Origin of the sequence: Vibrio sp. 10N.247.310.98, from assembly GCF_041467395.1 — a bacterium.
Lineage (GTDB): Bacteria > Pseudomonadota > Gammaproteobacteria > Enterobacterales > Vibrionaceae > Vibrio > Vibrio crassostreae_C.
Window position 1 is genome coordinate 37,832 of sequence record NZ_JBFSUL010000026.1, and the last position, 25,190, is coordinate 63,021.

The window sequence follows — 25,190 nt, forward strand, 5'->3', positions numbered from 1 at the left end:
TGATAAATAGACTTAAAAGCATTTGTGTTTATTACCTATTACTACACTCTATTGTCTATAAATAGTTTGCTTAGCATTAAATTAAGAACAAACTTGAGTCCAGCTACCATCGCTACCCGGTTCAGAACTTGTCCACCAGTTTGCTTGGTAAACACTACCGTTGTGAACCACTTGGTCTCCTGTGTTTGCATGGCTTGGGTTACCTGCCCAATCTTTCTGAGGTAAGTCTGGGTAAACCGCTAAACCTGCCGTATCACATGTACCTGGATTGGTGCCACCATCGCCAGGGTTACCGCCACCTGAACTGATATCACCTAATGGTAGATCTGGCTGCTCGAAGCTAAACGCGTAATCAACGCCACCGACATTCACCGCGTAGTTAGCAGGGCCAGAAATTGGCAAGTAATACACCATGTCTAACTCATACACACCGCCAGCAGGAAGCTCTTCCCATGTCGGCAACGTAAACGCCACTCGGTGCATGGTTCCATCTAGTCCACCGATGTTATCCGCGCGAGTATGACCTGAAGCAATCACGGTCAAACCACCACCCGATTGATCTTTCGCGTTATCAGGTGCAGATACTGGGATATCGAATTGGAACTCAGTTCCACCCGGAAGAGCTTGCCCTGTGTTGTTCGTGAACGTGATCTTAGGGTTGATTGGGTAGTTTTGGTCACCGACTTTGAAGCCACCAACCGATACCGCGATATCTAGCGCTTCTGTTGGAATAGCACCCGTCGCTACTTTGTTTCCATATGGTGTTGCTGACTTAAACTTATCGTAGATAGCTTTCGTCATGGTGTTACCCATGTGGAACTCACCGTTACCGCTGTTACACGCTTGCTCAGTCGTATCGATAGAGCTTCGGTTGCCATTCGCATCGAGAACATAACAGTTATAATCCCCTGCTAGTTCCCAGAACATAATGCCGCCGATCTCTTTGTCGATAACATAGTCCGCTTTCACGTCGATAGACTGTTTATCTTCTGTTGAAAGGAATACGCCCTTCTCTGCGTTCCACAACCAAGGGGCAACCGCCACACTGTCGTAGTTTCTCGTGTAAGTGCCCGTTAGAACATCTGAAGGATCATTCACAGGATCAAGCTTGTAAGCTTCAGCGTAAGAGCCCCAAATACCCTTCTCTAGGTTCTTCGCGTGCCACATAGGGTTAGAACCCGCGCCCATTTCGTTACCTTTTGGATCGGTATCGTGCCACATGTTGTCGATACCAATAGCGCCATGGCCACAGTTGTTTTTCTCGCCTTCACCCGTACCCGCTGAACATTCAGATTGGTTTGGCAGTGCTGCTCGGCCCCAAAGACCATTCTCACCACCCGTTACGCCTTGCCAACCACGAGTGTAGTAAGGCACACCGATGTTAATACGGCCTGCTGGCATAGAACCACGGAAGTAATGGTAAGCCCAATCCGTGTTCAGATAACCAATACCACCGTAAGCCGCCGTGTCGTATACGTTCCACTGCGCTAGCTCTGAATCTTTACCCGTATCAAACAAGGCTGCGTTATGACCTACGTGATCGTTCCACGCACCGTGAAGGTCGTAAGACATGATGTTTACGTAATCGAGGTACTTGGTTACATCGAATGTTTCCATACCGCGTAATAGGTAACCAGAAGAAGGCGCTGCGATCGTTAACATGTAGTGATTGCCATCTTGCGCAGACGCCGCATCGAGCTTCTCACGTAGCACTTTCATCAACACTTGGTACGACGCCCACAGGTATTGACGACGCGGCTCCATGAAGTCTTTGTCGTATGGGTTACCTGCGCCAGCCATAGAAGTTGGGTATTCGTAATCGATATCTAGACCATCGAACTGGTACTTACGCAGCATTTCGACCGCTGAAGTCGCGAATGTTTCGATACCTTGATGGTTGATAGAACCATCAGCATTGGTCGTCATGGTGTAGAAACCACCATCAGCCACGCGGCTGCCATCAGTCGCGAAGTGACCACCTGTTTCAGCCCAACCACCGATTGAGATTAACGTTTTCACGCCGTGTTTTTTCTTCGCTGTCGCTAATGCACCGAAGTGACCTTTGAAGCCTAATGCCGGATCAACTTCCACACCCGGCCACTCTTTACCAACCGCTGCGTTATTTGGATCGTTTACATCACCGACGTTTACTTTGCCATCTGAACCGATGCTCACGAAAGCGTAGTTAATGTGTGTGAGTTGTTCCCAAGGAATATCATTTACTAGGTAGGCAGCTTGTGGGTCATCCCCTGCACGCCAACTTGTGAAGTAACCAATGACACGACGGGGATGGTCTGCGCCCATTTTCTCACGGCCTTCATCATCGTAAATTGTACAGTAAGGAACATCGACACCTTGAGTTTGATATAAGCCATCAGGGCGACATGTGCTCACTGTTGGAGCGCCGTTCACGGTCAAAGATGCCAACGCAGAATCTGCAGTCGCACCTTGGTCGTCTGTTGCTTTCGCGTAAACTGCTAAAGAACCCGCTTGAGTTGTTGTGTAATCTAACGTGTAAGGGCTCGTTGCAGCAGTGCCCACAAGAGCACCCGCTACGTAGAAATCAACCTTATCAACCGTGCCATCGCTATCTGCTGCCGTTGCTGTCAGTGTGACTACACCACCAACATCAACAGATGTCACTGAAAGTGCAACTGAAACTGTCGGTGCTTCATTCCCTGGTTGTGCTGAATCAACAGAAACAGAAACAGAAACCGCACTTGCAACACTTGCTGCGCCTTCATTATCCGTTGCAACAACAGAAACCTGATGATTACCCGACGTTGCAGCCCAAGTCGCTTCGAAAGGTGCCGCTGTGACTACCGCAACAGATGCGCCATCAACAAAGAACTCAACCGAAGCCACACTGCCATCAGAATCTAGTGCTGTTGCACTCAATACAACATTATCGCCTTCAGTAATCACGTCAGAAGCAGAGGGTGCCGTTAATGAAGCCGTTGGTACTTCATTTGGCGTACCGCCACCTCCGCCACCACTACACACATCAATCTTTTTCCATTGTGCATAGTCACCCTCAAATTGGCTCGGGTTGTTATTTTGATTCCAGTAATTCGCTGAGTACGCGCTGCCGTCATGTGAAACCTGATCACCACCGGTGTACACCGTGGCGGAATCCCACGCTTCTAACGTTGAACAATCCACAGCCGCGTAGCTGTTGAACGCCATTAAGCATGACGCGGTGAGAGTACTGAGTGTAAAAACCTTCTTGGCCACTCTTCCTTGGTTTAGGTGCATGTTAGCTGTCCCTTAAGTTATTGTTTCAAGATGCTTAATTTAAGTGTCATATTTCTCATCACTTAAATCTCTTCGCAAAACAACTGTAGGTAACAGTGCCAATTTAACACCTAAAATATTCGATATTTATAAAATGACTCGCATTAATTTGTTTATAGCATGCAATGAGTCGACACTTATTTTGCACGAACAACTAATATTAAATTTATTTCGGTACGCTAAAAAATATCGCCTAATTCGTATCCTTAATTACAAAACTCTATTCATATCTGCTTTATTTGTTCGTTCTGAAATTTCGTTTTAAAACTAACCAAAAGGGATTGATTCCGCCGTAGAACTGATTTCTTTTCTAAATTTGCCCACTTTTCCTTAACAATTGTGGTAGTATCGCGGATTTTTTTGACGAACCTCACATTTCCAATGCAAGTGTGGGAGAAATACATAGGCTTGAAAGAGCCAAATATAGCGAAGAAATAATGTCCAACTTGACGCAAGTCGCCAACGAAAACATCAACGCAGAATCTACTTCTATCGATTTCAATAAAGCTCAATCTTTGGGTGAAAAGCTGGAACTCGGAAACCCAGTCTTTTGGCTTAGTGGCAGTTTTTTAACCCTCTTTGTCATCCTAGCCTTCACCAACACCTCCGTGTTGTCCGAACTTGTAAACATCGGCTTTAGTTATTCAACTAAATGGTTCGGTGCTTTCTGGCAAGTCCTACTACTTCTCAACTTCATTATCGGTTTAGTGCTTGCACTAGGTCGCACTGGCCACGTTCGCTTAGGAACGCTTGCCCTACCTGAAATGACCACCTTTAAATGGATGTCTATCGTCCTATGTACGCTGCTAGCCGGCGGTGGGGTGTTCTGGGCAGCCGCAGAGCCTATTGCTCACTTTGTTTCAGCTCCGCCACTGTATGGCAACGCAGATCCTCAAGCGATGGCGTTCAATGCTCTATCACAATCTTTCATGCACTGGGGTTTCCTTGCATGGGCAATCTTAGGTGGTTTGTCTTCCATCGTGTTAATGCACTTGCATTACGACAAAGGCCTTCCTCTTAAGCCTCGCACGCTGCTTTACCCAGTACTTGGCGACAAAGCGATTAACAGCTGGGTTGGTAACGTAGTCGACGCATGCAGCATCGTGGCTGTAGCCGCAGGTACTATCGGCCCTATCGGCTTCCTTGGCCTACAAATCAGCTACGCGCTAAGCGAACTGTTTGGTATTTCCGACAGCTTTGCTACACAAAGTGTCGTTATTATCTTTGCTATCGCAATGTACACGCTTTCTGCTTTGAGCGGCGTGAACAAAGGTATCCAACTGGTAAGCCGTTACAACATCATCTTGTCTGTGTGTCTAATCGGCTACATCCTTCTTGTTGGCCCAACGAGCTTCATCGTTGATGGCTACCTGCAAGGTATGGGCGAAATGGTTGATAACTTCATCCCAATGGCGCTATACCGCCAAGATACAGCGTGGCTAGGTGGTTGGACGGTATTCTTCTGGGGTTGGTTCTTAGGTTATGGCCCAATGATGGCTATCTTCATTGCTCGCATCTCACGTGGCCGTACTATTCGCCAAATGATCGTTTCTATCAGCATCGTTGCACCGCTTGTAACGTGTTTCTGGTTCAGCATCGTTGGTGGTAGCGGTTTAGCGTTTGAATTAGAGAACCCAGGAGTGATCTCTAGTGCATTCGAAGGCTTTAACCTTCCTGCTGTGCTACTGGCCATTACCGCTCAACTGCCGTTCCCGACTTTGATTGCAATTCTGTTCCTGATCCTGACGACCACGTTCATCGTGACAACAGGTGACTCAATGACTTACACAATCAGTGTGGTAATGACGGGTACGACAGAGCCAAACGCAGCGGTACGTACCTTCTGGGGTATCATCATGGGTGCGGTAGCGATCACACTTATCTCGATGGGTTCAGGCGGCATCTCCGCTCTACAGTCGTTCATTGTAATCACAGCGGTTCCGGTATCGTTTATCTTGCTCCCGTGTCTATGGCACGCGCCGAAGATCGCGAAGCAGATGGCAAGAGATCAAGGTATCGCTTAATACCTGACCCGATTTAGTTTCGGGTAGCGTAGAACACTAAAAAGCCACTCAAGTGATTCACCTGAGTGGCTTTGTTTTATCTGTTCGTTACTTCTATCTACGAAGCTTATTTCAATCGATAGTTCGGCTTATTGAAACTTTTCACCCGCAGCAACCATAAACGACATCTCAACCAGTAGCTCAGGATTAGCAAGTTCTGCTTTCACGCATGCACGGCTTGGCGCGCAGCCTTCAGGGAACCACGCTTCCCAAACTTCATTGAGTGCATCAAAGTTAGCGAAATCCGTGAGATAAATAGTCACTGACAATACGCGAGATTTGTCGCTGTCTACCAAACTCATCATTTCTTCGGCTTGTTCGAAGATTTGCTGAACCTGACTCTTAATTCCTGCTGTTGTATCCGTCTCTGCCACTTCCACAAAGCTTGCAATACCGTTAAAAACAGTTACATCAGACCAACGTTTGGTCGGGTTAATTCTATGAATTTTCACTGGTTATACTCTTCTTATAATTAGGGTGAACATCAGCGTAATCTAATCCAAATCGCGAATATTGAAAACAAAAATTGGAAAACTCGCGGTACCTTTTGAACAGCACTATCGCTTCCCCATTGCTTTGGTTCTCAACATCACTAGCCTTTAAGCCCCTATCGAGACAATAAGTCGCCACGTGTCAAATCTCTAGATAAATATATTAATTATTATTCTCAATGCGAAATTTAATCTGAACTCTTGCGGTCATATTCAAGGATTTTATTAAATGGAGTACTTTTATGCATGTTCAAACCTATGATTTAAAACAGAGTAATGTGGGATATAACCTTGGAGTGGTTGGAGTAGCATTAGTGCTCGCTTGGATTGGAATTTATAAGTTTACGCCAACTGAAGCGATGCTCATTGAACCGCTAATCGCGAATCATCCTGCAATGAACTGGCTTTACAATCTGTTCTCAGTACAAGCTGTGTCTAACATGGTGGGTGGCGCGGAGATCATCGTCGCGATTGGATTGATCGTTGGATTTAAGAAGCCGACAGTAGCTTTCTACTCAGGCATTGCTGCATCGGCTATCTTTGTTGTGACACTTAGCTTCCTGGTTACAACGCCAAACGCTTGGAAAGTATCGGATGGCATCTTAGTCACTAACTTCTTCCTAGTGAAAGATATCCTGTTTTTGGCTATCGCGATTAGCGTAATCGAACATAACAAACCTCAGAAGTAACCGTAAATCTAGAAGTGGCCAAACCTAGAAGTAACCTTAAACCTTTAAATAAAAAGACTCGAAGCTGGCTAGAAGGACGCTGCCAGCTTCTGATGTATAAGGTTTTACTTGGCAATACCATCGTGATTAAAGCATTGTCTCGTTACCAATCCCCATTTTTCGTCGTGGTATTGATCTTCGACGTAGTTACCTGAGGTATAGTCGTTAACAACCTCTCTCCAGAACTTAACAGCATGCTCTGCACCTAGTACTTGCTTGATTTCCCAACTGCCCTTTAGATGTTCAAACAGTTCAGAAATAAACTGTTTTCCTACTTTATTTTTTCGAAAATAAGGCACTACATAGAAGTCGCAAATCTCAAACTCGTTTGGCGCTTTGGTTTCAATGGCGGTTAACGCGGCAGGAACTCCATCAATGTAGAGTAAGTAACCCGTAACGCTATCACCAAGCGTCGGGTAGATCTCAAACAAACCGTACTCGTCTGGTTTATCTCCAATGATCTTTGAAAACTCGGCCGCATACCCCTGATACAAATTCGCGTATACCTGTTGATTACCGCTATAGACTGTCACAATGTTCATAAACAACTCTCTTTCTAACAATCACTATTGATGCCATATATTATGAATCATAAACGGTAACTTTGTCTTCTCGAAACTAAGGTAAGTCTCTTAACTTCTTAGCAGGGTTGCCTGCATAAATACCTTTCTCAGTGATGTCTTTGGTGACCACACTGCCCGCGCCGATTACTGCACCTTCACAAATGCTCACAGACAGAACCGTGGCGTTAGAACCAATCGTGACGTTGTCAGCTATCCAGGTACGACCCCAGCTTTCAGGATTGGGATCTGGTTTGCCCTCTTTGAATAAGTCGTTGGCAAACATGACTCCGTGACCAACAAAGCAGTCACTGCCAATAGTCACATACTCGCAAATAAAAGTATGAGATTGAATCTTACTTCTCGCGCCTATCACCGAGTTCTTTTGAATCTCAACAAAGGGGCCAATGAATACATCATCTTTAAGCTCACAGCCATAAACGTTGCTTGGCTCGATGATAGTGACATTCTCGCCACAGGTAATATCAGTAATCTGTGCCTTAAATACTCTTGGACTTGCCATACTTCCTCTCGACACTAGTGTCACAATTCAACCTAAGCGATTGTGCCGTAAGCATTAAAGCGTATCAAATAGAGATGTTGAGAGTTGGTAATGGATCAAGGATTCCCTAAAACACTCCAACCAACACGACTGACATCAGTACCCCACCTATAAAGCTAGGCGCATGAAATGGGCGAGCTTTAGATTTTACGTACTCTATCTGAAGCTCTTCTTGATAAGTTTTGACGGCGAGTTCTTTTACGTAGTTATTTTGCATAATAAGCTCCTTCTTAATCAGTAAGAGAAGCTTAAGACTTCAAGTTAGGTTGAGGTAAAGCAAAAAATCAGATTAATTGAACACTTTATTTTTGTTACTCGAGGATTACCCTGAACACATCGTTATTCACGCCGCCAACATCTACTAACTCTCCCGGTTTCATTAGAAGCGAGGTGTTAAGCTGTCGTGTTGAACGTGGCTCTTTTGTTTCTCGAATCACTAACATATCGACAAAATAGCCAGAGTCTTGCTTTGATATTGAGCCCGAAAACGTAACGCTTTCAACCCTATCGGCAAGGACTGAATTGAATGTTTTATCCTCTAAAACACCTGCGGCGATGGATGTATCACCATAAAATAGCGTGATGGTTGTTGGGTCGGGTACCAACTCTTGATTGGACGAACACCCTATTAGGGTAAGGCATAGCAGTAAAATGGCTCGAAATTGCATAAACTGGTTTTCTTTATTACGTTAAGCGTCCGTTTTTCATATTAAAACACTTCAACCTTATAAATACCATGTTTACGGGATAAGCTTAGGTGTGTCGCTTCGATGGACTTGAGTAATGAAGTGAACGGATCAGATCTCGGCCTGTTGAGTTTGCTCCCTATTTGGAAGCTAAACCGAGATCTGATCGATATTATCGAGAAGGGTTCAATTGATTTATGCAACAACGTCTTGTGGAGGTGTCCCTTCACAGTTAGAAACGACAGCATCAATTTGTACTAAAGCATTCATTGGGATTTCTGAAACCCCTACTACCGTTCTTGCAGGCAGCTCAGCATTAAAGAATGTGGTGTAGACTTCGTTTACCACATCAATATCTGAAATATCCTTAAGTTGAATATTAATTTTCACCGTATCGTCCATGCTATGGTCAACACTTTCAATTATCGCCTTAATATTGTTTAAACATTGTTCCGCTTGTTCTTTTACCCCGCCAGCAACGATTTCATTTGTTTTCGGATCTAAAGGTAATTGGGATGAAATATGATTGTAGTGAGAGAAAGCAACAGTATGCGAATAAGGCATGAATGGTGCAGAAACAGTATTATTGGTTTCAATAACCAGTAAGCGAGTGTCTTCTGGTAATTGCGGCGGTGTACCGTCGCCATGTGAAATGGATGTATCAATTTGAATTAAAGCACCCATTGGTAATTCAGCTGCGTTAACAACAGTACGAGCAGGAACGTAGCTTGGGAAGAATTTAGCACATACTTCATTTACCACTTCCGCATCTGCGATATTTTTTAGGTAGATAGTCGTTTTAACCACATCATTCATGACGTGTCCGATGCTTTCTAAAATAGCTTTAATGTTTGATAGACATTGCGCTGTTTGCGCTTTGATACCACCATCAACCAACTCACCTGTGGCTACATCTATAGGCAACTGAGCTGAAAGATTGTTGTAGTGAGAAAAGGCTGCAGTCTGCGTAGACACAGCACTTTGAGGTGCGTTATCCGTATTTCTTGAGACCTTAATTAGCGCGCAAGGAGCTTGTGGTTTAGTGCCTTCACCGTTAGAAATGAGAGCATCCATTTGAACCAGCGCATCGCTGCTTGGCAGTGCAGTGACACCCACGACAGTGCGTGTTGGAAGGCTGTTGTGGAAGAAGTTTTTGTAAACTTCATCAATAGCATCGATATCAGAAATATTCTTAACGAAAACATTAATCTTCACGACATCATCCATAACATGGTCGATGCTTTCAACAATCGCTTTAATATTATTCAAACATTGTGCTGCTTGATCTTTAATATCACCGATGACTATTTCACCCGTTTTAGGGTCAATCGGAAGTTGAGCAGAAAAGTTATTATAATGAGAAAAAGCGACCGTTTGTGTAGATACAGAATTAATTGGTGCGTTTTCAGTGTTTCTTGAAATTTTAATGATATCGCTACTCATCGGTATTATCCTTTAAATAAAATAGGTATACGTATTTATATTTAACAATCGTATTTGGAAGAATGATTAAAGTAGCGCCATGTTAAGTGAATTATTTTAGGGTAAACGTGATATCCATCAGACTCTCAGTTGACTATAAATCAGCAAGTTACAGAATAATTAGTCATCAAACGACTAATTATCCGTCGTACTAGGCTTTATCAACTGCTAAATTATCTTTAATTTTAAGTCTATTCAATAATCCTGAATACTCTCTCTGATAGTACGGTGAGTAATTCCAGAATTTTAGATAATATTTGATAGGTTGTTCACACTAAAACTTCGTTAATAGCTAAGTTAGTGAGTTTCTCCCCTATACCTGTGCATAAACTCTTAGGCTATTTAATTAATTATTTTCGAGAGCTTATTTTATATAAGTACGTTAATAATATATTCGAGAATCAAATACCTACAATCTGACAATGCCTATGATTAGATACATTTACTCATATAATTCAACAAATATGAGCAATCGTCACCATAGCTTTTGGCATTATAGCTCTCAACACATAGTTTCGTTGAAAGAAGAACTAAACCGCTCTTGGAGTAGTATTGAAGTGGCGCTTAAATTCGCGGCTAAATTGAGATGGGCTGGAGTAACCGACTCGACGTGCAGCATCACTAATACGAAGGCCTTCTAGTTGAATCAGCTCTTTGGCTTTATTAAGTCTAACCTTTTTCAAGTATTGAAGAGGTGATTCAAAGGTGACATTACGGAATGCATTGTGGAAGGCAGACACGCTCATGTTGGCTTCGTCAGCAAGCGATTGAACGGTGATGGTTTGGTCGTACTCTTCATGCACTTTAGACAGCGCTTTGGCAACACGTGCGTAATGGCCATCATGATGAGCTAAATCAAACAGCACACGCCCTTCTGAACCGGTTAATGCGCGGTAGACAATCTCCGTTACCATGGCATCGCCCAATATGTTGGCCTCAATGTCGCAATGCAGCGTTTTCACCAATCGGGTAAAGCTCTCTAGCATTTGCTCTTCCATTGGCGTCGATTCTAAGCCACTCGAGTTCTGTTTGTGCTTGTTGCAGTAGCTCTCTAAGAAGCCTTGATCTTCGAGCTTTTTGACTAAGCTATGCAAGCGTTGAGAATCAATGCTAATCGACAAGCCAAGCAATGGTTCACCATTAACAGGCAAGGCTTCGCACTCTAACGGCATTGGCACACCCACCACAAGATAATCACCTGCAGCGTAAGTCACTGGCCTTTCGCCAATGTAGATGTTCTTTTTACCCTGTCCGAGCATGATAATGCCAGACTGGTAAGTAAATGGCTGACGCTGATTCCCGCCACTGCTTCTATACAACCACACGCCGCTAATTTCAGTTTCTCTGATCCCTTCGAGATCATCCCAACCTTTGTGTTCTACATATGACTGTAACAACTGAGCGAGTGTTTTCATAAGTGGCGACTTTCCATTCCAAGTGCTAAGAGTAAGTAAGCTAAAGCAGAGGAAGAATATCAAGTTTGTAGAAATAGGCAATTTATTTGGAGGAACAGCTCTTCATTGACCTAGATTACTGTACTAATATGCAAATATAGAAATTGAGCAATAAACCAAAATAACAAATTTCGCTTTACACAAGGAATCTCTGATGCAATTTACTTACGTTAACCCTACTGTTATCCATTTCGGCCAAGGCCAAATCAACGCTATCAGCCAAGCGGTTGATACTTCGAAGAAAGTACTGGTCATCTATGGTGGCGGTTCAATCAAGAGCAACGGTGTTTACGACCAAGTTGTAGAATCTTTGAAAGATCACTCTTGGATCGAGTTCTCTGGCGTTGAAGCAAACCCTACCAAAGAGACGCTAGACAAAGCAGTCGCTCTTGTTAAAGAAGAAAACGTAGAATTCATTATCGCTGTTGGCGGTGGTTCAGTAATCGACGGCTCTAAGTACGTTGCTGCAGCGGCTAAATATGACGGCGACGGTTGGGACATCCTAACGGGCAAACACCAAGTAACTGAAGCGACGCCAATCGGTGCGGTACTGACACTTCCTGCGACAGGTTCTGAATCTAACATGGGTGCGGTAATCACGCGTAAAGCAACTCAAGAAAAACTGGCATTCATGAACCCTGCGGTGCAGCCTAAGTTTGCAGTAATGGACCCAGATGTAATGAAGTCTCTACCTGAGCGCCAATTGATCAACGGTTTAGTTGATGCGTGGGTACACGTGTGTGAGCAATACATCACGATGCCAACAGACGCGATGGTTCAAGACGGTTACGCGGAAACACTGCTTAAGAACCTACTTGTACTGGGTAAGCAATACGACGAGCGTGACAACGACGCATGGCGTGCAAACCTAATGTGGACAGCAAACCAAGCGCTTAACGGCCTAATTGGTACGGGTGTTCCTCAAGATTGGGCAACTCACATGATTGGCCACGAATTCACAGCACTATGGCACGTAGACCACGCACGTTCGCTTGCGATTGTTCAACCTTCACTACTTCGTAACCAAATCGAAGCAAAACGTGGCAAGCTAGAGCAAATGGGTCGTAACGTATTTGGCCTAGAAGCGGGTGCTGATTTAGCAGAACGCACAATCGCTGCAATCGAAGCGTTCTACCACAGCCTAGACGTAGCAACCATGTTTGACGGCTACGAAACAAACAAAGCAACGGCGATTGACAATGTTGTCGCTCAACTTGAATCACACGGCTACCTACAACTTGGTGAGAATCAAGCAATCACGCCAGAGAAAACACGTGAGATTCTAGAGTCTGCGATTCACTAAGAATCGGGAAAATAGAGAGAAAGTAAAGATAGTGGTCATACAACGATGAATTTTCACATCTGACTGAACCCATTACTTTTTTCTTTCGTACAACAGAAGCAGCGTTCATTTTGAGCGCTGCTTTTTAATTTGCCCTACAAGATGCTATTAAATTCTCATAAGTCCCTAATTTTATGTGCAATCATATTTCTATATTGTTAAGGTAAACCTGTCTCTTTACTAGGTATGAACAACGATTTGAACAATCTCAAGGAAATGGTTAAGTTTAAGTCACTTAACAAGTGGTATGGTGATTTTCATGCCCTAAAGGGTATCGATTTAAATATTGAACAAGGAGAGATAGTGGTGATTTGCGGGCCGTCTGGTTCGGGTAAATCAACCTTGATCCGTTGCATCAATCAGCTAGAACCTTTCGAAAGTGGCGAACTTTCCGTGCTAGAACAAGTGCTCCCGAATAAGTTCAACACACCGGGCCAAGTCGGAATGGTGTTTCAGCACTTTCATTTATTCCCCCATCTTACCGTGCTTGAGAACCTTACTCTTTCTCCAATTCGTACGCTTAAAAAAAGCAAACAAGAAGCCGAAAAGATAGCAATGCACTATCTCGAGCGTGTGCACATTGCAGAACAAGCCAACAAATACCCAGTGCAACTTTCTGGCGGCCAGCAACAACGTGTGGCTATCGCCCGTTCTCTGTGTATGAAGCCGGAATTACTCTTGTTCGATGAACCCACTTCAGCGCTTGATCCGGAGATGATCAACGAAGTACTCGATGTGATGGTTGAACTGGCGAGCGAAGGCATCACCATGGTGTGTGTCACCCACGAAATGGGCTTTGCAAAACAAGTGGCCGACCGCGTTATCTTCATGGATGAAGGACAAATTGTGGAATCGAATACCCCACAAGCGCTCTTTGAAAACCCTCAACATGAACGTACTCAAGCGTTCCTAAATCAGATCCTGACTTATTGATGTTGATTCGAATTATTAAACCAGCCCTTTCCGCTCTAATACAAATTGTTGTACTAGTGGCCGCTGTTGTCTGGATTCTCGATTCTGGCGCACAAACCATGGGATACAGCTGGCAATGGGAGCGCGTGCCGGACTATATTGCTTTCTATGAAGATGGCGAATGGTGGCCTGCAGAGTTAGTTGAAGGGCTACTGGTTACCATCAATATCTCTCTGATTTCTTTGGTCGCGACACTGATCATCGGCTTAACGACGGCGCTATTGAGAAACTCAAATTCTGTGGTTGGACGCACCTTGGCCACCAGCTATGTTGAGTTGATTCGTAACACGCCGTTATTAGTACAAATTTATTTGCTCTATTTTGTGTTTGGCCCCGTGTTAGGGCTGGATCGTTTTAGCACTGCCGTTTTGGCCTTGGCACTTTTCCAAGGTGCTTACACCGCCGAAATCTTCCGTGCTGGTTTAAATGGTATTGCGAGAGGACAATTTGAAGCAGCTCAATCTTTGGGTTTATCAAAGACCTATACTTACTGGGATGTGATTCTTCCTCAGGTGGTGCAACGCACCTTGCCACCTTTGACTAATGAAGTGATCTCTCTTATCAAAAACTCTTCGATTGTGAGTGTCATGGCTATCTTTGACCTAACAACCGAAGCCAGAAACATAGTTTCTGAAACCGCGATGCCATTTGAGATTTGGTTCTCTGTGGCGATCATTTACCTTGCACTTACACTTTCACTTTCTGCCGTTGCAGCTTGGCTTGAGCATAAGCTCGGAGCTAACTGGCGAACACAATAAGGATTTATCAGCATGAAGCTATTTAAAACCGCAATTACAGCCCTACTTGCGCTTGCCGTCAGTTTGCCTGCACTTGCTTCTGAAACGCCTAACCTAGACAAAATAAACGAACGTGGCTCTCTACGCGTTGGTATGTCGACATTTGTTCCTTGGGCGATGCGTAACAAACAAGGCGATCTTGTTGGCTTTGAAATCGATGTAGCAAAACGTCTTGCTGAAGATTCTGGCTGGAAAGTTGAATTCGTACCGACGGCATGGGATGGCATTATTCCTTCTCTACTTTCGAACAAGTTTGATGTAATCATTGGCGGTATGTCTATCACTGAAGCTCGCGCTAAAAGCGTATTGTTCACTGAACCATACTCTCACTCTGGCGTTCAACTGGCAGCGAATAAAGAGCTAGCAGAAGGTTTTACACAAATCTCTGATTTTGATTCTCGCCGTGTAAAAATTGCAGCGCGTCGTGGTGCATTCACAGTGCAAGTAGCTCGTGAAACCTTCCCTAAAGCGAAAGTTCTACAGTTCGATGACGATGCTCAAGCATTCCAAGAAGTATTAAACGGCAACGCACACGCGGTTATCGCGTCTAGCCCGAAACCAGAACACGAAGCGATTAAAAACGCAGACACGCTATTTATTCCATTCGAAGAACGCCTATCAAAAGGTAATGAAGCATTTGCAGTTCGCCTAGGTGAAACTGACAAGACAGAATTCTTCAACGAGTGGATCAAAGCACGTACTGAAGACGGTTGGTTGAAAGAGCGTTACGAGTACTGGTTCTCTACTCTAGATTGGCAAGACCAGATTGCTCAAGGTCAGTAATCAGAACTTTTGCTAGTGAATCGAGGCAGTGCATTGTTTGCGCTGCCTTGTTAAAAACAACGAGATAGCTATGACCTCATAGCCACCTCTCACAACACATCAATTATTATCGTTTAAACAGGAATGACGTGAGTAGTACTAGCGCATTAACAACACCTAAGCCCAACGTTCATATGAAGCCTTGGTATCAACGCCTTAACCTTTTAGATGGCGTGTTACTAGCTGTCATTTGTGTGTTTGCAGGCTGGCTTTATTATCGTTCCGCTGTTGGTATTAACTACCAGTGGCGCTGGGAAGATGCGTTTACCCTGATTTTCATTCCGCCTTCTCAAGGCAATATTCCTTACTTTTTCCAAGGCTTGATCGCGACACTGCGCTTGAGTGTTTGGAGTATGGTGTTAGCACTCTCTTTTGGTACATTACTTGGCGTTGCAAGGCACTCTAAAATCACTTTCTTTCGTACCCCTGCACTGATTTTTATCCAGTTGGTTCGAAATATTCCGCCGCTGGTGTTTGTCTTCATATTCTATTTTTTCGTTTCAAACCAACTGATTCCATTACTTGGTTTAGAAAGTATCTTGCGTGAACACAACGGCGATATTAACGCTGTTCAAGCCTTTCTGTTTGGTCCTGCTAACCTTTGGGAAAACTTGACGTCTGGTGTTATCTGTATCGGTTTGCTCTCTTCGGCTTACATCGCAGAAGTGATTCGAGCTGGCTTAGAAAGTATTCCAAAAGGCCAATGGGAAGCGGCCGATTCACTCGGCTTATCGGCATTGTCTAAGTATCGATTTGTGGTTGGCCCGCAAGTATTAACGGCCATCACACCGCCATTGGCTGGCCAAGCAATCTCTTTGGTTAAAGACACGTCGATTGTGTCTCTGATTTCTATCCAAGAGATGACTTTCGTTGGTACTGAAATGGCAAACTCGTCAGGTTTGATCTTCGAGATCTGGCTGATTGTAGGCTTCGTATATTTTGCTTTATGCTTTGTGCTTTCGCGTCTGTTCAAAGTGATTGAGCAACGTTCTAGTGCTTACCTTAACCATCAGTAACGTCATTAATAAGAAGTACCGACTCGCCCAGCTATTCATCACCCTTACCCATTTCACCTGATTGGTTTAAGTTATTGATCAGTAAGGATTTATTCCTTCATATTTCTTCTTAGAAACACAGCAAAATGCTCGGCTAATCACTATACTTAACGTATCGAACTACGTTGATTCATCTCAAGGACATCGCTCAACATGGACAATCATAAGGAAAGAGCTTTTTACGCCGTTGTCGGCGCATTAGTTGGAGACGCTGCTTCAATGGGGCTGCACTGGCTATATGACCAAGAGAGGATCTTACACGTAGCAGGTTTTGAGCCAGAATTTCGCTCACCGAATCAGTTCGATTATCAAGACAAGGGCTACTTTGCTCACCAAGGAAAAACCGCAGGTGAACAATCACAGTATGGTGCTCAGCTATTGGCGATGGTCGACAGTTTAGTCGACAACCAACAGTACGATGAAGCGAGCTACATCAAGCACTTCCGATTCTGGTTTGATTTTGGTGGTAGTTGGCGAGGCTATATTGATAAAGCGACTCGTATGAGCTTGTTGAACATCCATCAATTAGAATTGGCAAATGCCCCGATTACTGCCTGTGGCGCGGATGATACACAGCTCCCCGCAGTCTCAAAGATCATTCCATTAGTGGCGTGTACTTACACCTCTCACACCTTACCTGCAATGGTAGAGAGTGCGGTACGAGTCACTAATAATAATGATAAAGCGGTAGAGTGGGCACAAGCCATCACCCTACTGATTCAAGCCGCGATACAAGGCAATTCACCATTACAATCAGTAGAGATGGTACGACAAACCTGCAGCAAGTTTATACACGATCAAATCGATGAAGCCCTCTCAGCGCCTGAGCTTTCAATAACAGATGCCGCGAAAAAGTTCGGGTTGCATTGCGAATTGAGTGCCGCGTTCCCGCTGCTGATTCGCATCATTGCTGGCGCTCAGAGCTTTAAACAAGGTATCCGCCACAACATTTTATGTGGGGGCGATAGCTGCGGGCGTGCAATTGTAATTGGCGCGGTATTAGCGGCGTGTTTCTACGAGGAAGATGGAGGCATTCCAACCGAATGGCTAAAACAAGTCGAACTCAATGGCGGTGTGCTGTCTTTGCCTATTGAGTGATTTCCACAACAACGAACTAGAGCCTGACATAAGACAAGCACACTTCTAGGTCGGATGTCGTTCCTATAAAGTTGGAACACACTGCGATAACTCATTCTTCAGCCAAACAACAAACGGGCTTTCTGGCTCTTCATGGTTGCTATCTTGCGTGAGCAATATGTACTGATGACCGGAAGGCACAAAGCCGAACGGTGCGATTAAGTTGCCTCTATTCAAATCATCAACCACCAATGGATAAGAACCAAGAGCCGCTCCTAGCCCATCAACAGCCGCTTGAAAGCAGAAATAGAAGTGTGCAAAGGTCTGGTTTGATATAGTTTGTGACACCAATCGGCGATCAAATTCACTATCTTTGGTGATGGATGCCCAGTGGCTCCAAGCGTTTGGTCGCGTGCTGCTGTGCAGTAATTTTACATCGGCTAGCTTGTCTTTGACCTGTTGCCAGTAATCAGGCGAGAACACAGGGCCAACCCACTCTTCAACTAACGGTATCTGTTTGTAATGCTCGGTTACGTTGAAGTCGTCTCGGCGAATCGCCATATCGAGCCCTGTCGCATTCAAGTTCACAGGCCCACCAGCAGTCGACAATCGAACATCAATTCCGGATTCGTTATAGAAATCACCGAGTCGAGGCATTAACCAACGCATGGTCAATGTGGGTTCGCATGAAACTTCCAACGCTTGATGATTCAGCTGATTAAGCTTATGGACTCCAGTCTCCAAGGCTTGGAACGCTTGCTCTGTGTAACCTTTGAGTAATTCCCCTTCTTTGGTGAGACACACATTCCTGCCCTGTTTGTAGAACAAAACTTGGGATAAGTGATTTTCCAATACCTTGATCTGCTTACTCACCGCGCCATGTGTGATATTGAGTTTATCCGCCGCTTCACTGTAACTACTCGAATGCGCTGCTACGTGGAAAATATGAAATGCTTTCAAATGTCTTATGTGTGATTTTTTCTCACAGATAGGTAGAATTCATTTCGATTATAGGCAGCAATAAAAAACCATACAATGCTGGCTCATCAAATATAAAGAGTTGGAGTCATTATGGAGTGGTTAAGCCTAGCAGTATTGGGACTATTGATTGTTATCAGCCCAGGCGCTGATTTCGTTTTAGTTTTGAAAAACAGTGTCAATCAAGGAAGACAAGCAGGGATTTGGACTGCAATCGGTGTGAGTTTAGCGATTTGTGTTCACATCAGTTATTCAATGCTTGGGATCAGTTACTTAATCTCACAGAATGAGCAGCTGTTTGACATGATTAGATACGCAGGTGCAGCCTACCTTATTTATCTAGGACTAAAAGGTATCTTGAGTGCAGACAACAAGCTTGCACCTATCGAAGATACAAAGCAAAGCACCAGTGTTTGGCGCTATTTAGCCCAAGGCTTTTTATGTAACGTGCTCAACCCAAAAACCATGTTGTTCTTTTTGAGCATCTTCAGCCAAGTCATCTCACCTGATGCGGAAAACCAGCATGTCGCACTCGGCTATGGGCTTTACATGATCGTTCTTCACGGCTTGTGGTTTGGGATTGTCGCTATGCTGTTTACTTCGAGTACATTGCAAAAGCATCTATTGAGAGCAAAGAAAAGGCTTAATCAAGCGTGTGGATTTGGCTTAGTGACGTTCGGAGCACTGTTGGCAATTAAATCGTAAACAAGCGAGTCACAAATAGAGAGCGATTCAAACGACTGAATCGCATCTAACTGGGTCTTGGTAAAACTCTAAACAAGATTCATCGGTCTAATATCGGCACTATCAGGGAAGATAGCGTTGAGTTGTTTCACTTCTATCGATAAATGTCGGTTGAGCACACCCTTGATAACCGAACGCATATCAGTCGTTGGACTAAGGTCTCGGCCTTCATATAGCTGGCTTTGGCTCAAGCCCGGCCAATTGGTAATAACCTTACCACCCGCTCCTTTCAACGATGGCAGCGCACCACCCGCAACAAACATGACGTTGCCAGTGCCATGGTCGGTGCCTTTGGTGCCGTTTTCTTTTGCTGTTCGACCAAATTCACTGGCTGCAATGATCACTGTCTTCTGCCAACGATCACCTAGTGAAGCTTTGAGAGCCGCTAACCCAACATCCAAAGTTTTAAGCTGATTACTCAACCGTCCATTTACGTTGCCTTGATTGGCGTGAGTGTCCCACCCACCGAGTTCTAACGCTGCGATGTTTGGTCCGTTATCAGCCGACAATATGTCGCCTGTTTTACCCATCAATGATTTAAACTGTTTGCCGACACCTTGGTCGCCTACCAGTTGATCTATCTTCATGACACTTTCAAAGTTTGAAGACAGCATTTGGTCACTTTGAAACAACTCTTCCAGCAGTTCCGTTTGTTTATCACGTGTTTTTAAGCGGTTTGGGTACCAACTTGCCACGGTCGATTCGCCCTGCATGATGAGTGGTAAGCCCGAATCAATCGCTATTCCATCGTATTTTTCTGAGCTCAACGTGAGTAAACGGTTAATCCACCCTACGGTGTTAAACGGGTCGGAAGTGCCATTCTCCAATATCTTCTGTCCATCAAAATGTGAGCGCTCGCGATAAGCGGTTGAACAAGCGTGTACAAAGCTGAGTTCGTTACTCTCATACCATTGATGGCATTGCTTTAGGGATGGGTGAAGCCCAAAGAAATCATCCAACTTCACTAGCTGTTCAGGTTTTAATCCGATGTTGGGTCTCAAATTAGAGTAATCCGGATCGGCATGCGGCACTACAACATTTAAACCATCCATCGCGCCACGCAGTGATACCCAAATGAAGATATTGTCTGAACCTGTTTTGGCAAAGCTTGGAAATGGCAGCATCGCACTGACGCCAACAGCCGCCGCAATACCCATGAACTGGCGGCGGTTAATACTATGTGGCGCTTTATTCTGAGAACAATCTGGCTTTTTCATACCCACTCCTAACGATATTGAAACTGCGGGCTTAGCCACAACAGGGAAAGTTGCATTGCAGCGCTGTCGGCTTTGTTCAATACAATTTGGGTGTGTTCATCAATAGCATCGCCATATAAACCCGCGATCACTTTATCCACTACCGCTTTCGGCTTAACTCCTGACGCTTTAGCCGATTTTATTGCAGCAGACGCAAGCCTATTCGCAACTTGCATACGTTGAGTCAACGCCGAAGGGCTATTGTAGTCTCTGTCTTGATCCGACCAGCCTGCAGGTGAACCCGGTTTAAAAGGAGGCTGCCCTAAATTGTTGAGTGCATTGAATGCCTGTTTCTCGTTTAAAGAAATATCGGCACTACGAAGAACGGCAAACAGCCACTCCTTCGGCGGTCTAAAACGATTAGGGTTAGGTTTACTCGCCTCAGCGCTGTTCAATAACAAGCGATAGATAGGCAGTAAATCTCCCTCGCCTTTCAGATATTCAGCAACCATTTGCTCTGAGAGTTCTTTAGATATGTCGCCAATGAAATGCTGGCAAAGCTTATCAACCAAGTGCGCAGCAGTGTCTTTGTGGGTCGCTAAGGTTTTTAAACACGACTCTCCTTGCGAGACCCCGGATTGAGAATAGGACTTTCCAAGCAGTGTGATACTTCCTGGCTCATGCAGATTATTAGCGAATCGAAAACCAGCATCAGGAGATTTGAATTTAATGCCCCAGCCTGAAATGCCTTTTGCTAAAGCAATAACATCTTGCTGAGTATAAGAACCGTCAACGCCAAGAGTGTGGAGTTCTAAGATCTCACGAGCGAGGTTCTCATTGAGCCCCTTATTACGGCGCTTTCCGACTTTTGAATTGGGACCAATCGAGAGTTGATTGTCGAGATACAGAAGCATCGCAGGATGTTTAGAAGAAGCCATCAGCATCTCGCCAAAGTTACCATTCCAATGCTGGCGAACCACATCGTTTTCAATGCTGGCGGCCAAGGGCATCAGTTTTCGATTATCGACCGAGATGGCGAAGTGATTGCTCCAAAACTGAATGATGCGCTCTTGAAAACCATAAGGAGTTTCAACACTTTGTAGGTGGCGAGCTTGAGCTTGTTGTCGATACTGCGTTCGAAGAAAAGACTGCGCTTCTTTCTTCGTGGCTTGCATCTGTTGTTCGTCACCCTTGGCCTTCATTCGTTGTACACGATTCTCTCCTACTTTAATCAGAGTAGATTCAGTACTCGGTAAGTCTTGTATAGCTTGGTGAACGAATGGCTTTTTATCCAACTGTTCTACAGGAGAATAATAGGTTGTTTGACCTAGTTTTGGCCCAAAGCCAAACCTTTGTTCACCCACGATTTTTGAAGTCGGGTAATAATTCATTGCACACTCCCTTACGCTCGATCTTTTCTAAGTGTAATCGCTTAGTCATCAAGCATAGGGAGCTTTACAAGGTTTTACGTTAGATAAGTGTCAGGTGCCTATCAAGTTACCGACACGGTGTGATCATTTTGAATGAGTGTCTATTCACGCCACATATAGACAAACTGATCGTTTTGCGAGGTGATTTCGAAGCCAAACCTTAAATACAACTCCCCAACTCGATTACCTTGTAAATAACACAACTCCACAGGCTTATTGAGTTTGGCTGCTTGAGCTAAGCAATCCGTTAAAACTTGGCTGCCAATACCTTTGCCATGATATTCAGGCAGTAGAAAGAATCGGCAAAAATAGAAGTGCTCGCCTTTGTCTTGCAACAACACACTACCAATCGCTTTACCTTGATATTCAATGATTTCAGGGCGTTCTTCTGCCCACTCTTCGGCGTGTATATCTCGTTGAATTTGTTCATCCCAGCCAAATACGGCCTTGATTGGTTCAAACTCAGCGGCTTTCTTGAGCTCAAACAGAAATTCATAATCTGATGACTGAGCCGGTCTTGTTGAATACTTCAAAATACCTCCAACAATAATTGGCTATGGTTTCATTTTCGTTTAAGCCGGAATTCAGAGCCCCAGACACAACCAAAAATGCCACGCTTAAATGTTCATTTTGGTTCTAGTTGGTAACGTAAGACTTCGTGTTTATCTTGCTCTGAATAAAAGGTATTCAGGAATTGTCCACCGCACTTCTCTATCACCTTTTGCGAAGCAATATTGCCCCTCTCACACGTAATAATAGCGCTTTCGGTCAATACGTGTCGTTGAACCCAAGACAACATATGACTTGCGATACCCCGCCCTCTGGCTTGTGGCAGCGTCTCATATCCGATATGTCCAATAACATCGTGAATGTGCGGACTGGTACCATGACGAACTCTTATGACACCAAGGATTTGACCAGAGTCGATACAAAAATACGTAGAAGCAGGCGTCCACCCTTCTGGCAAACCCTCGCCTTTTGAATAAGCAATTCGTCTTTCTAAATAGGCATCACTGCCATCGGAAATCCCCGTGTAAATATCTACCCCATCCTCAGCGCAAGCGTTCACATAGTAATGAAAGGCCGTTGAATGTGAAAGAGCAGCTTTAACCATGTCCATATGATGTTGATTCTCCAACGGCTTCTACGCTATTTAGTTCAGGAGCGACTCGAAATTTTGACCTATTATCGACTACTGCTTCTTAACGTACTTCGCCGTAACCAGCATTTCACCGCCACCATCCAGCTTGCAATCTAGTTGGTGATCTTTGCCTTCATTGATGCGTCGAATCACAGCTTTAGTACCAATTTTCAATACGCTAGAACTGCCTTTAATTTTTAGATCTTTAATGAAGGTAACTTTATCGCCACTTTCCAATACAACGCCATTCACGTCCTTAACACGCGCGGCTTCTCTTTCTAAACGCTCTTCTTCTGGGTTCCATTCGTAGGCGCACTCAGGGCAGATTAGGTTGTTTTGGTCTGGGTAAACATATTCAGATTGGCATTGCGGGCAAGGAGGTAGAGACATACGTTAATACTTAATTTAAATAGAATTTGTTCCATTTTAATGGCTCTTGTCAGGCTTAGCGAGCATAAATCTAACAAGTTTTACGGAGAGCTAATTGTCTTCAAAAAAGAGCAGCACCTAAAACGAACAAACACAGCCGCTAAGCTGTGTTTGTTTAAAGGTTTGAAAAGCGGAACGGCTTAACGTTCGACTTTTGGTGAGTAAATCGAGTAAGCGGTAATTTGCCCTGCCACGATTGCCGAGAACATGAATAACGCCGATAAACCAATACTCGGGATAGGCAAAATCGATTGTTCAAACACCGACTGGCTGGCACTCACTAATACTCGGCTACCCGGAACCAAGATGATGATCCCTTGCACGATATAAATAGAGCCCGTGAGCTCCATCTTTTTAGCAATCCAAGTTCCGTACAAAGTAATAAGAACCGTCGTAACCCAAGTACCGACAACCCAACCACTATCAAAACCTAGGTAGAATGGGCCCCACATACCGAGAACGGCAACTGGCAAACCAAGTAAGATGTCTTTAGGGCGAGCATTGAACATCACACCGATAGACACAGAGATCAGCACCAAGCCAGATATGTGCATCCACATCGGTACCGCGTTGGTATAGTCGATGGAGACCGCTTGTCCCCATATCGCTTCACCGATGTTGAGCCCCATGATAATCCCGACAAACAGCTTAATCAGAGTTAAGGCGCTCTGCCCTAACAAGCTGGTACCAGAAACCAAGTCATTAAACGCCAAACATTCTAATGCGTTGGCTATGGATAAACCGGGGACAAACAAGACAATCGAGGCGATACACAACGCCCACACCGGAATCGGCAATCCTGTACTTGCCAAAAACGCCACGAAAATACCCGTTAACAGTGCCGAGATGAATTCAACCGCGATAGCACGACGTGAATGAAGAACTTGCTGACATACCCAAACCATCAAACCCAATAACGCAGAAAATCCAACCGCTTCCAACGTACTGCCCACCAGCATCAAATACGCAGGCGGAATACCCATATTGGCAAGTGCCGTCACAAATTTAGAGTAACCGACAGGCTCTGGTACAGGCTCACTGCTCGGTTGGTTAATACGAATGATCGTATTGGCCAACAAACTCAGGTTAATTGACGCAGGCTTTAGACGCTTAAGAATAACGGCGTTGTTATCGTCTGGAAATTGATAGTTAATCGCAGTTGGCGTAGCTTGGATCATCACATCAACACCATGCTTTTTTGCATAGAATTGAGTGTATTTCTCTAGCTTGTAAGGAGCACAACCACTGCGGTGAAGAGTGTCACCAATTTCAACAATTTTGTTAATTCGGAACTGAGAAGGCATGGGTATTTTAGGGGAGACAAAATGTGCGGCAAATGTACCAAACGATAGACGGAATGACGAGACTTTTGCGTAAATTATCAACTCAACTCGTTACTTTTTTCTTCGAACGCTTAAAGGTGCGTATAACTCTACTCATTTGGGATTAGTTTCCTGAATACTTCGACTGGTTGGTAAGTTAAATTTATGCATCCATATTGTTATTAATGGACGCCAAAACACGATTAAAAATCAGTTTATGTTAACACTCCAAATTCCTTAATTTGTATGGGTTTTATGACAAGCTAACACCAACAAACTGGTTTATAAATCAAACCGAATTTGTCACAGAAATAGCGGGGGATTTTCCATTGTTTCTCGCCCTCCGTTTAACGAGAGTTTAGTCACATTTTATTCACTCTGAAAACGCCGAACATGATTGAAAAACTAGCGGTGTGGTGGTTATGCGAGCACTTAGAATAAAAATGAAAGAAAAAGGTTTCGTTTTCAGTTAGATGTGGCATTATCACTCTCGTTAAGACGATGTGCGTACATCGTATAATGGCTATTACCTCAGCCTTCCAAGCTGATGATGCGGGTTCGATTC

Annotated in this window: 24 protein-coding genes; 9 read left to right on the plus strand and 15 right to left on the minus strand. The window is 44.3% G+C overall.

The window, feature by feature from the left end:
* Positions 1-81: 81 nt before the first annotated feature.
* Entirely contained in the window at positions 82-3,255 is a 3,174-nt protein-coding gene (locus AB6E78_RS12310; protein WP_372133702.1) for a chitinase C-terminal domain-containing protein, read from the minus strand.
* 476 nt (positions 3,256-3,731) lie between these two features.
* Here AB6E78_RS12310 and AB6E78_RS12315 point away from each other — a divergent pair, with 476 nt between their 5' ends.
* Entirely contained in the window at positions 3,732-5,318 is a 1,587-nt protein-coding gene (locus AB6E78_RS12315) for a BCCT family transporter (RefSeq protein WP_017062653.1), read from the plus strand.
* 128 nt (positions 5,319-5,446) lie between these two features.
* Here the strand turns inward: AB6E78_RS12315 and AB6E78_RS12320 are convergent, their stop codons facing one another.
* Positions 5,447-5,809, minus strand: coding sequence for a RidA family protein (locus AB6E78_RS12320; RefSeq protein WP_017062654.1), 363 nt, complete (start codon positions 5,807-5,809; stop codon positions 5,447-5,449).
* Between the two features lie 281 nt (positions 5,810-6,090).
* On the opposite strand from AB6E78_RS12320, the gene AB6E78_RS12325 reads away from it, so the two are divergent.
* Positions 6,091-6,537, plus strand: a complete 447-nt coding sequence (locus AB6E78_RS12325) for a DUF417 family protein (RefSeq protein WP_017064470.1) — start codon at positions 6,091-6,093, stop codon at positions 6,535-6,537.
* Between the two features lie 104 nt (positions 6,538-6,641).
* Here the strand turns inward: AB6E78_RS12325 and AB6E78_RS12330 are convergent, their stop codons facing one another.
* From AB6E78_RS12330 to AB6E78_RS12355, 6 genes are all read right to left on the minus strand, one after another.
* Positions 6,642-7,118, minus strand: a complete 477-nt coding sequence (locus tag AB6E78_RS12330) for a GNAT family N-acetyltransferase (protein WP_371714599.1) — start codon at positions 7,116-7,118, stop codon at positions 6,642-6,644.
* A gap of 76 nt (positions 7,119-7,194) precedes the next feature.
* Positions 7,195-7,659 carry an acyltransferase gene (locus AB6E78_RS12335; protein ID WP_372133705.1) on the minus strand — a complete coding sequence of 155 codons (465 nt, stop codon included), beginning with the start codon at positions 7,657-7,659 and terminating at the stop codon, positions 7,195-7,197.
* A gap of 106 nt (positions 7,660-7,765) precedes the next feature.
* Positions 7,766-7,915, minus strand: coding sequence for a hypothetical protein (locus AB6E78_RS12340; protein ID WP_372133707.1), 150 nt, complete (start codon positions 7,913-7,915; stop codon positions 7,766-7,768).
* 94 nt (positions 7,916-8,009) lie between these two features.
* A complete protein-coding gene (locus tag AB6E78_RS12345; protein WP_372133709.1) occupies positions 8,010-8,366 on the minus strand; it encodes a hypothetical protein in 357 nt (118 codons plus the stop codon).
* Between the two features lie 213 nt (positions 8,367-8,579).
* Positions 8,580-9,827, minus strand: coding sequence for a RidA family protein (locus AB6E78_RS12350; protein ID WP_372133711.1), 1,248 nt, complete (start codon positions 9,825-9,827; stop codon positions 8,580-8,582).
* Positions 9,828-10,396: 569 nt separating this feature from the next.
* Positions 10,397-11,281: an AraC family transcriptional regulator gene (locus AB6E78_RS12355; RefSeq protein ID WP_017067592.1), complete on the minus strand. Its 885-nt coding sequence runs from the start codon at positions 11,279-11,281 to the stop codon at positions 10,397-10,399.
* A 193-nt stretch (positions 11,282-11,474) separates the two neighbouring features.
* Between AB6E78_RS12355 and AB6E78_RS12360 the strand changes: the two genes are divergently transcribed.
* From AB6E78_RS12360 to AB6E78_RS12385, 6 genes are all read left to right on the plus strand, one after another.
* A complete protein-coding gene (locus AB6E78_RS12360; RefSeq protein WP_017062662.1) occupies positions 11,475-12,623 on the plus strand; it encodes an iron-containing alcohol dehydrogenase in 1,149 nt (382 codons plus the stop codon).
* Between the two features lie 225 nt (positions 12,624-12,848).
* Positions 12,849-13,595 carry an amino acid ABC transporter ATP-binding protein gene (locus tag AB6E78_RS12365; protein WP_102398000.1) on the plus strand — a complete coding sequence of 249 codons (747 nt, stop codon included), beginning with the start codon at positions 12,849-12,851 and terminating at the stop codon, positions 13,593-13,595.
* Positions 13,595-14,392 (plus strand): amino acid ABC transporter permease, encoded by a 798-nt coding sequence (locus AB6E78_RS12370; RefSeq protein ID WP_017062664.1) that lies wholly within the window; start codon positions 13,595-13,597, stop codon positions 14,390-14,392. Before AB6E78_RS12365 ends, AB6E78_RS12370 begins: the two co-directional genes overlap by 1 nt.
* A gap of 12 nt (positions 14,393-14,404) precedes the next feature.
* Complete coding sequence (locus tag AB6E78_RS12375) at positions 14,405-15,214, plus strand: transporter substrate-binding domain-containing protein (RefSeq protein WP_017067595.1); 810 nt, start codon at positions 14,405-14,407, stop codon at positions 15,212-15,214.
* 128 nt (positions 15,215-15,342) lie between these two features.
* On the plus strand, positions 15,343-16,269 hold the full coding sequence (locus AB6E78_RS12380; RefSeq protein WP_372133714.1) for an amino acid ABC transporter permease: 927 nt from the start codon (positions 15,343-15,345) through the stop codon (positions 16,267-16,269).
* 192 nt (positions 16,270-16,461) lie between these two features.
* Positions 16,462-17,406, plus strand: coding sequence for an ADP-ribosylglycohydrolase family protein (locus AB6E78_RS12385; protein WP_372133716.1), 945 nt, complete (start codon positions 16,462-16,464; stop codon positions 17,404-17,406).
* A gap of 63 nt (positions 17,407-17,469) precedes the next feature.
* Here AB6E78_RS12385 and AB6E78_RS12390 read toward each other — a convergent pair whose 3' ends face one another.
* Complete coding sequence (locus AB6E78_RS12390) at positions 17,470-18,354, minus strand: LysR family transcriptional regulator (protein WP_372133720.1); 885 nt, start codon at positions 18,352-18,354, stop codon at positions 17,470-17,472.
* Positions 18,355-18,456: 102 nt separating this feature from the next.
* On the opposite strand from AB6E78_RS12390, the gene AB6E78_RS12395 reads away from it, so the two are divergent.
* Positions 18,457-19,068 (plus strand): LysE family translocator, encoded by a 612-nt coding sequence (locus AB6E78_RS12395; RefSeq protein ID WP_108185392.1) that lies wholly within the window; start codon positions 18,457-18,459, stop codon positions 19,066-19,068.
* Positions 19,069-19,136: 68 nt separating this feature from the next.
* On the opposite strand, the gene AB6E78_RS12400 is transcribed toward AB6E78_RS12395, so the two are convergent.
* The 6 genes from AB6E78_RS12400 to AB6E78_RS12425 form a co-directional block, all read right to left on the minus strand.
* Positions 19,137-20,324, minus strand: coding sequence for a DUF1501 domain-containing protein (locus AB6E78_RS12400; RefSeq protein ID WP_372133718.1), 1,188 nt, complete (start codon positions 20,322-20,324; stop codon positions 19,137-19,139).
* Positions 20,325-20,332: 8 nt separating this feature from the next.
* The gene (locus AB6E78_RS12405) at positions 20,333-21,694 is read right to left on the minus strand and encodes a DUF1800 family protein (protein WP_017081500.1); all 1,362 of its coding nucleotides are present in this window, start codon (positions 21,692-21,694) and stop codon (positions 20,333-20,335) included.
* A 140-nt stretch (positions 21,695-21,834) separates the two neighbouring features.
* Positions 21,835-22,266, minus strand: coding sequence for a GNAT family N-acetyltransferase (locus AB6E78_RS12410; RefSeq protein WP_017081499.1), 432 nt, complete (start codon positions 22,264-22,266; stop codon positions 21,835-21,837).
* 92 nt (positions 22,267-22,358) lie between these two features.
* On the minus strand, positions 22,359-22,853 hold the full coding sequence (locus AB6E78_RS12415) for a GNAT family N-acetyltransferase (RefSeq protein ID WP_017069746.1): 495 nt from the start codon (positions 22,851-22,853) through the stop codon (positions 22,359-22,361).
* Between the two features lie 72 nt (positions 22,854-22,925).
* Positions 22,926-23,264 carry a zinc ribbon domain-containing protein YjdM gene (locus AB6E78_RS12420; RefSeq protein ID WP_004731484.1) on the minus strand — a complete coding sequence of 113 codons (339 nt, stop codon included), beginning with the start codon at positions 23,262-23,264 and terminating at the stop codon, positions 22,926-22,928.
* Positions 23,265-23,443: 179 nt separating this feature from the next.
* Positions 23,444-24,607 (minus strand): threonine/serine exporter family protein, encoded by a 1,164-nt coding sequence (locus AB6E78_RS12425; protein WP_004731486.1) that lies wholly within the window; start codon positions 24,605-24,607, stop codon positions 23,444-23,446.
* Positions 24,608-25,190 lie beyond the last annotated feature (583 nt).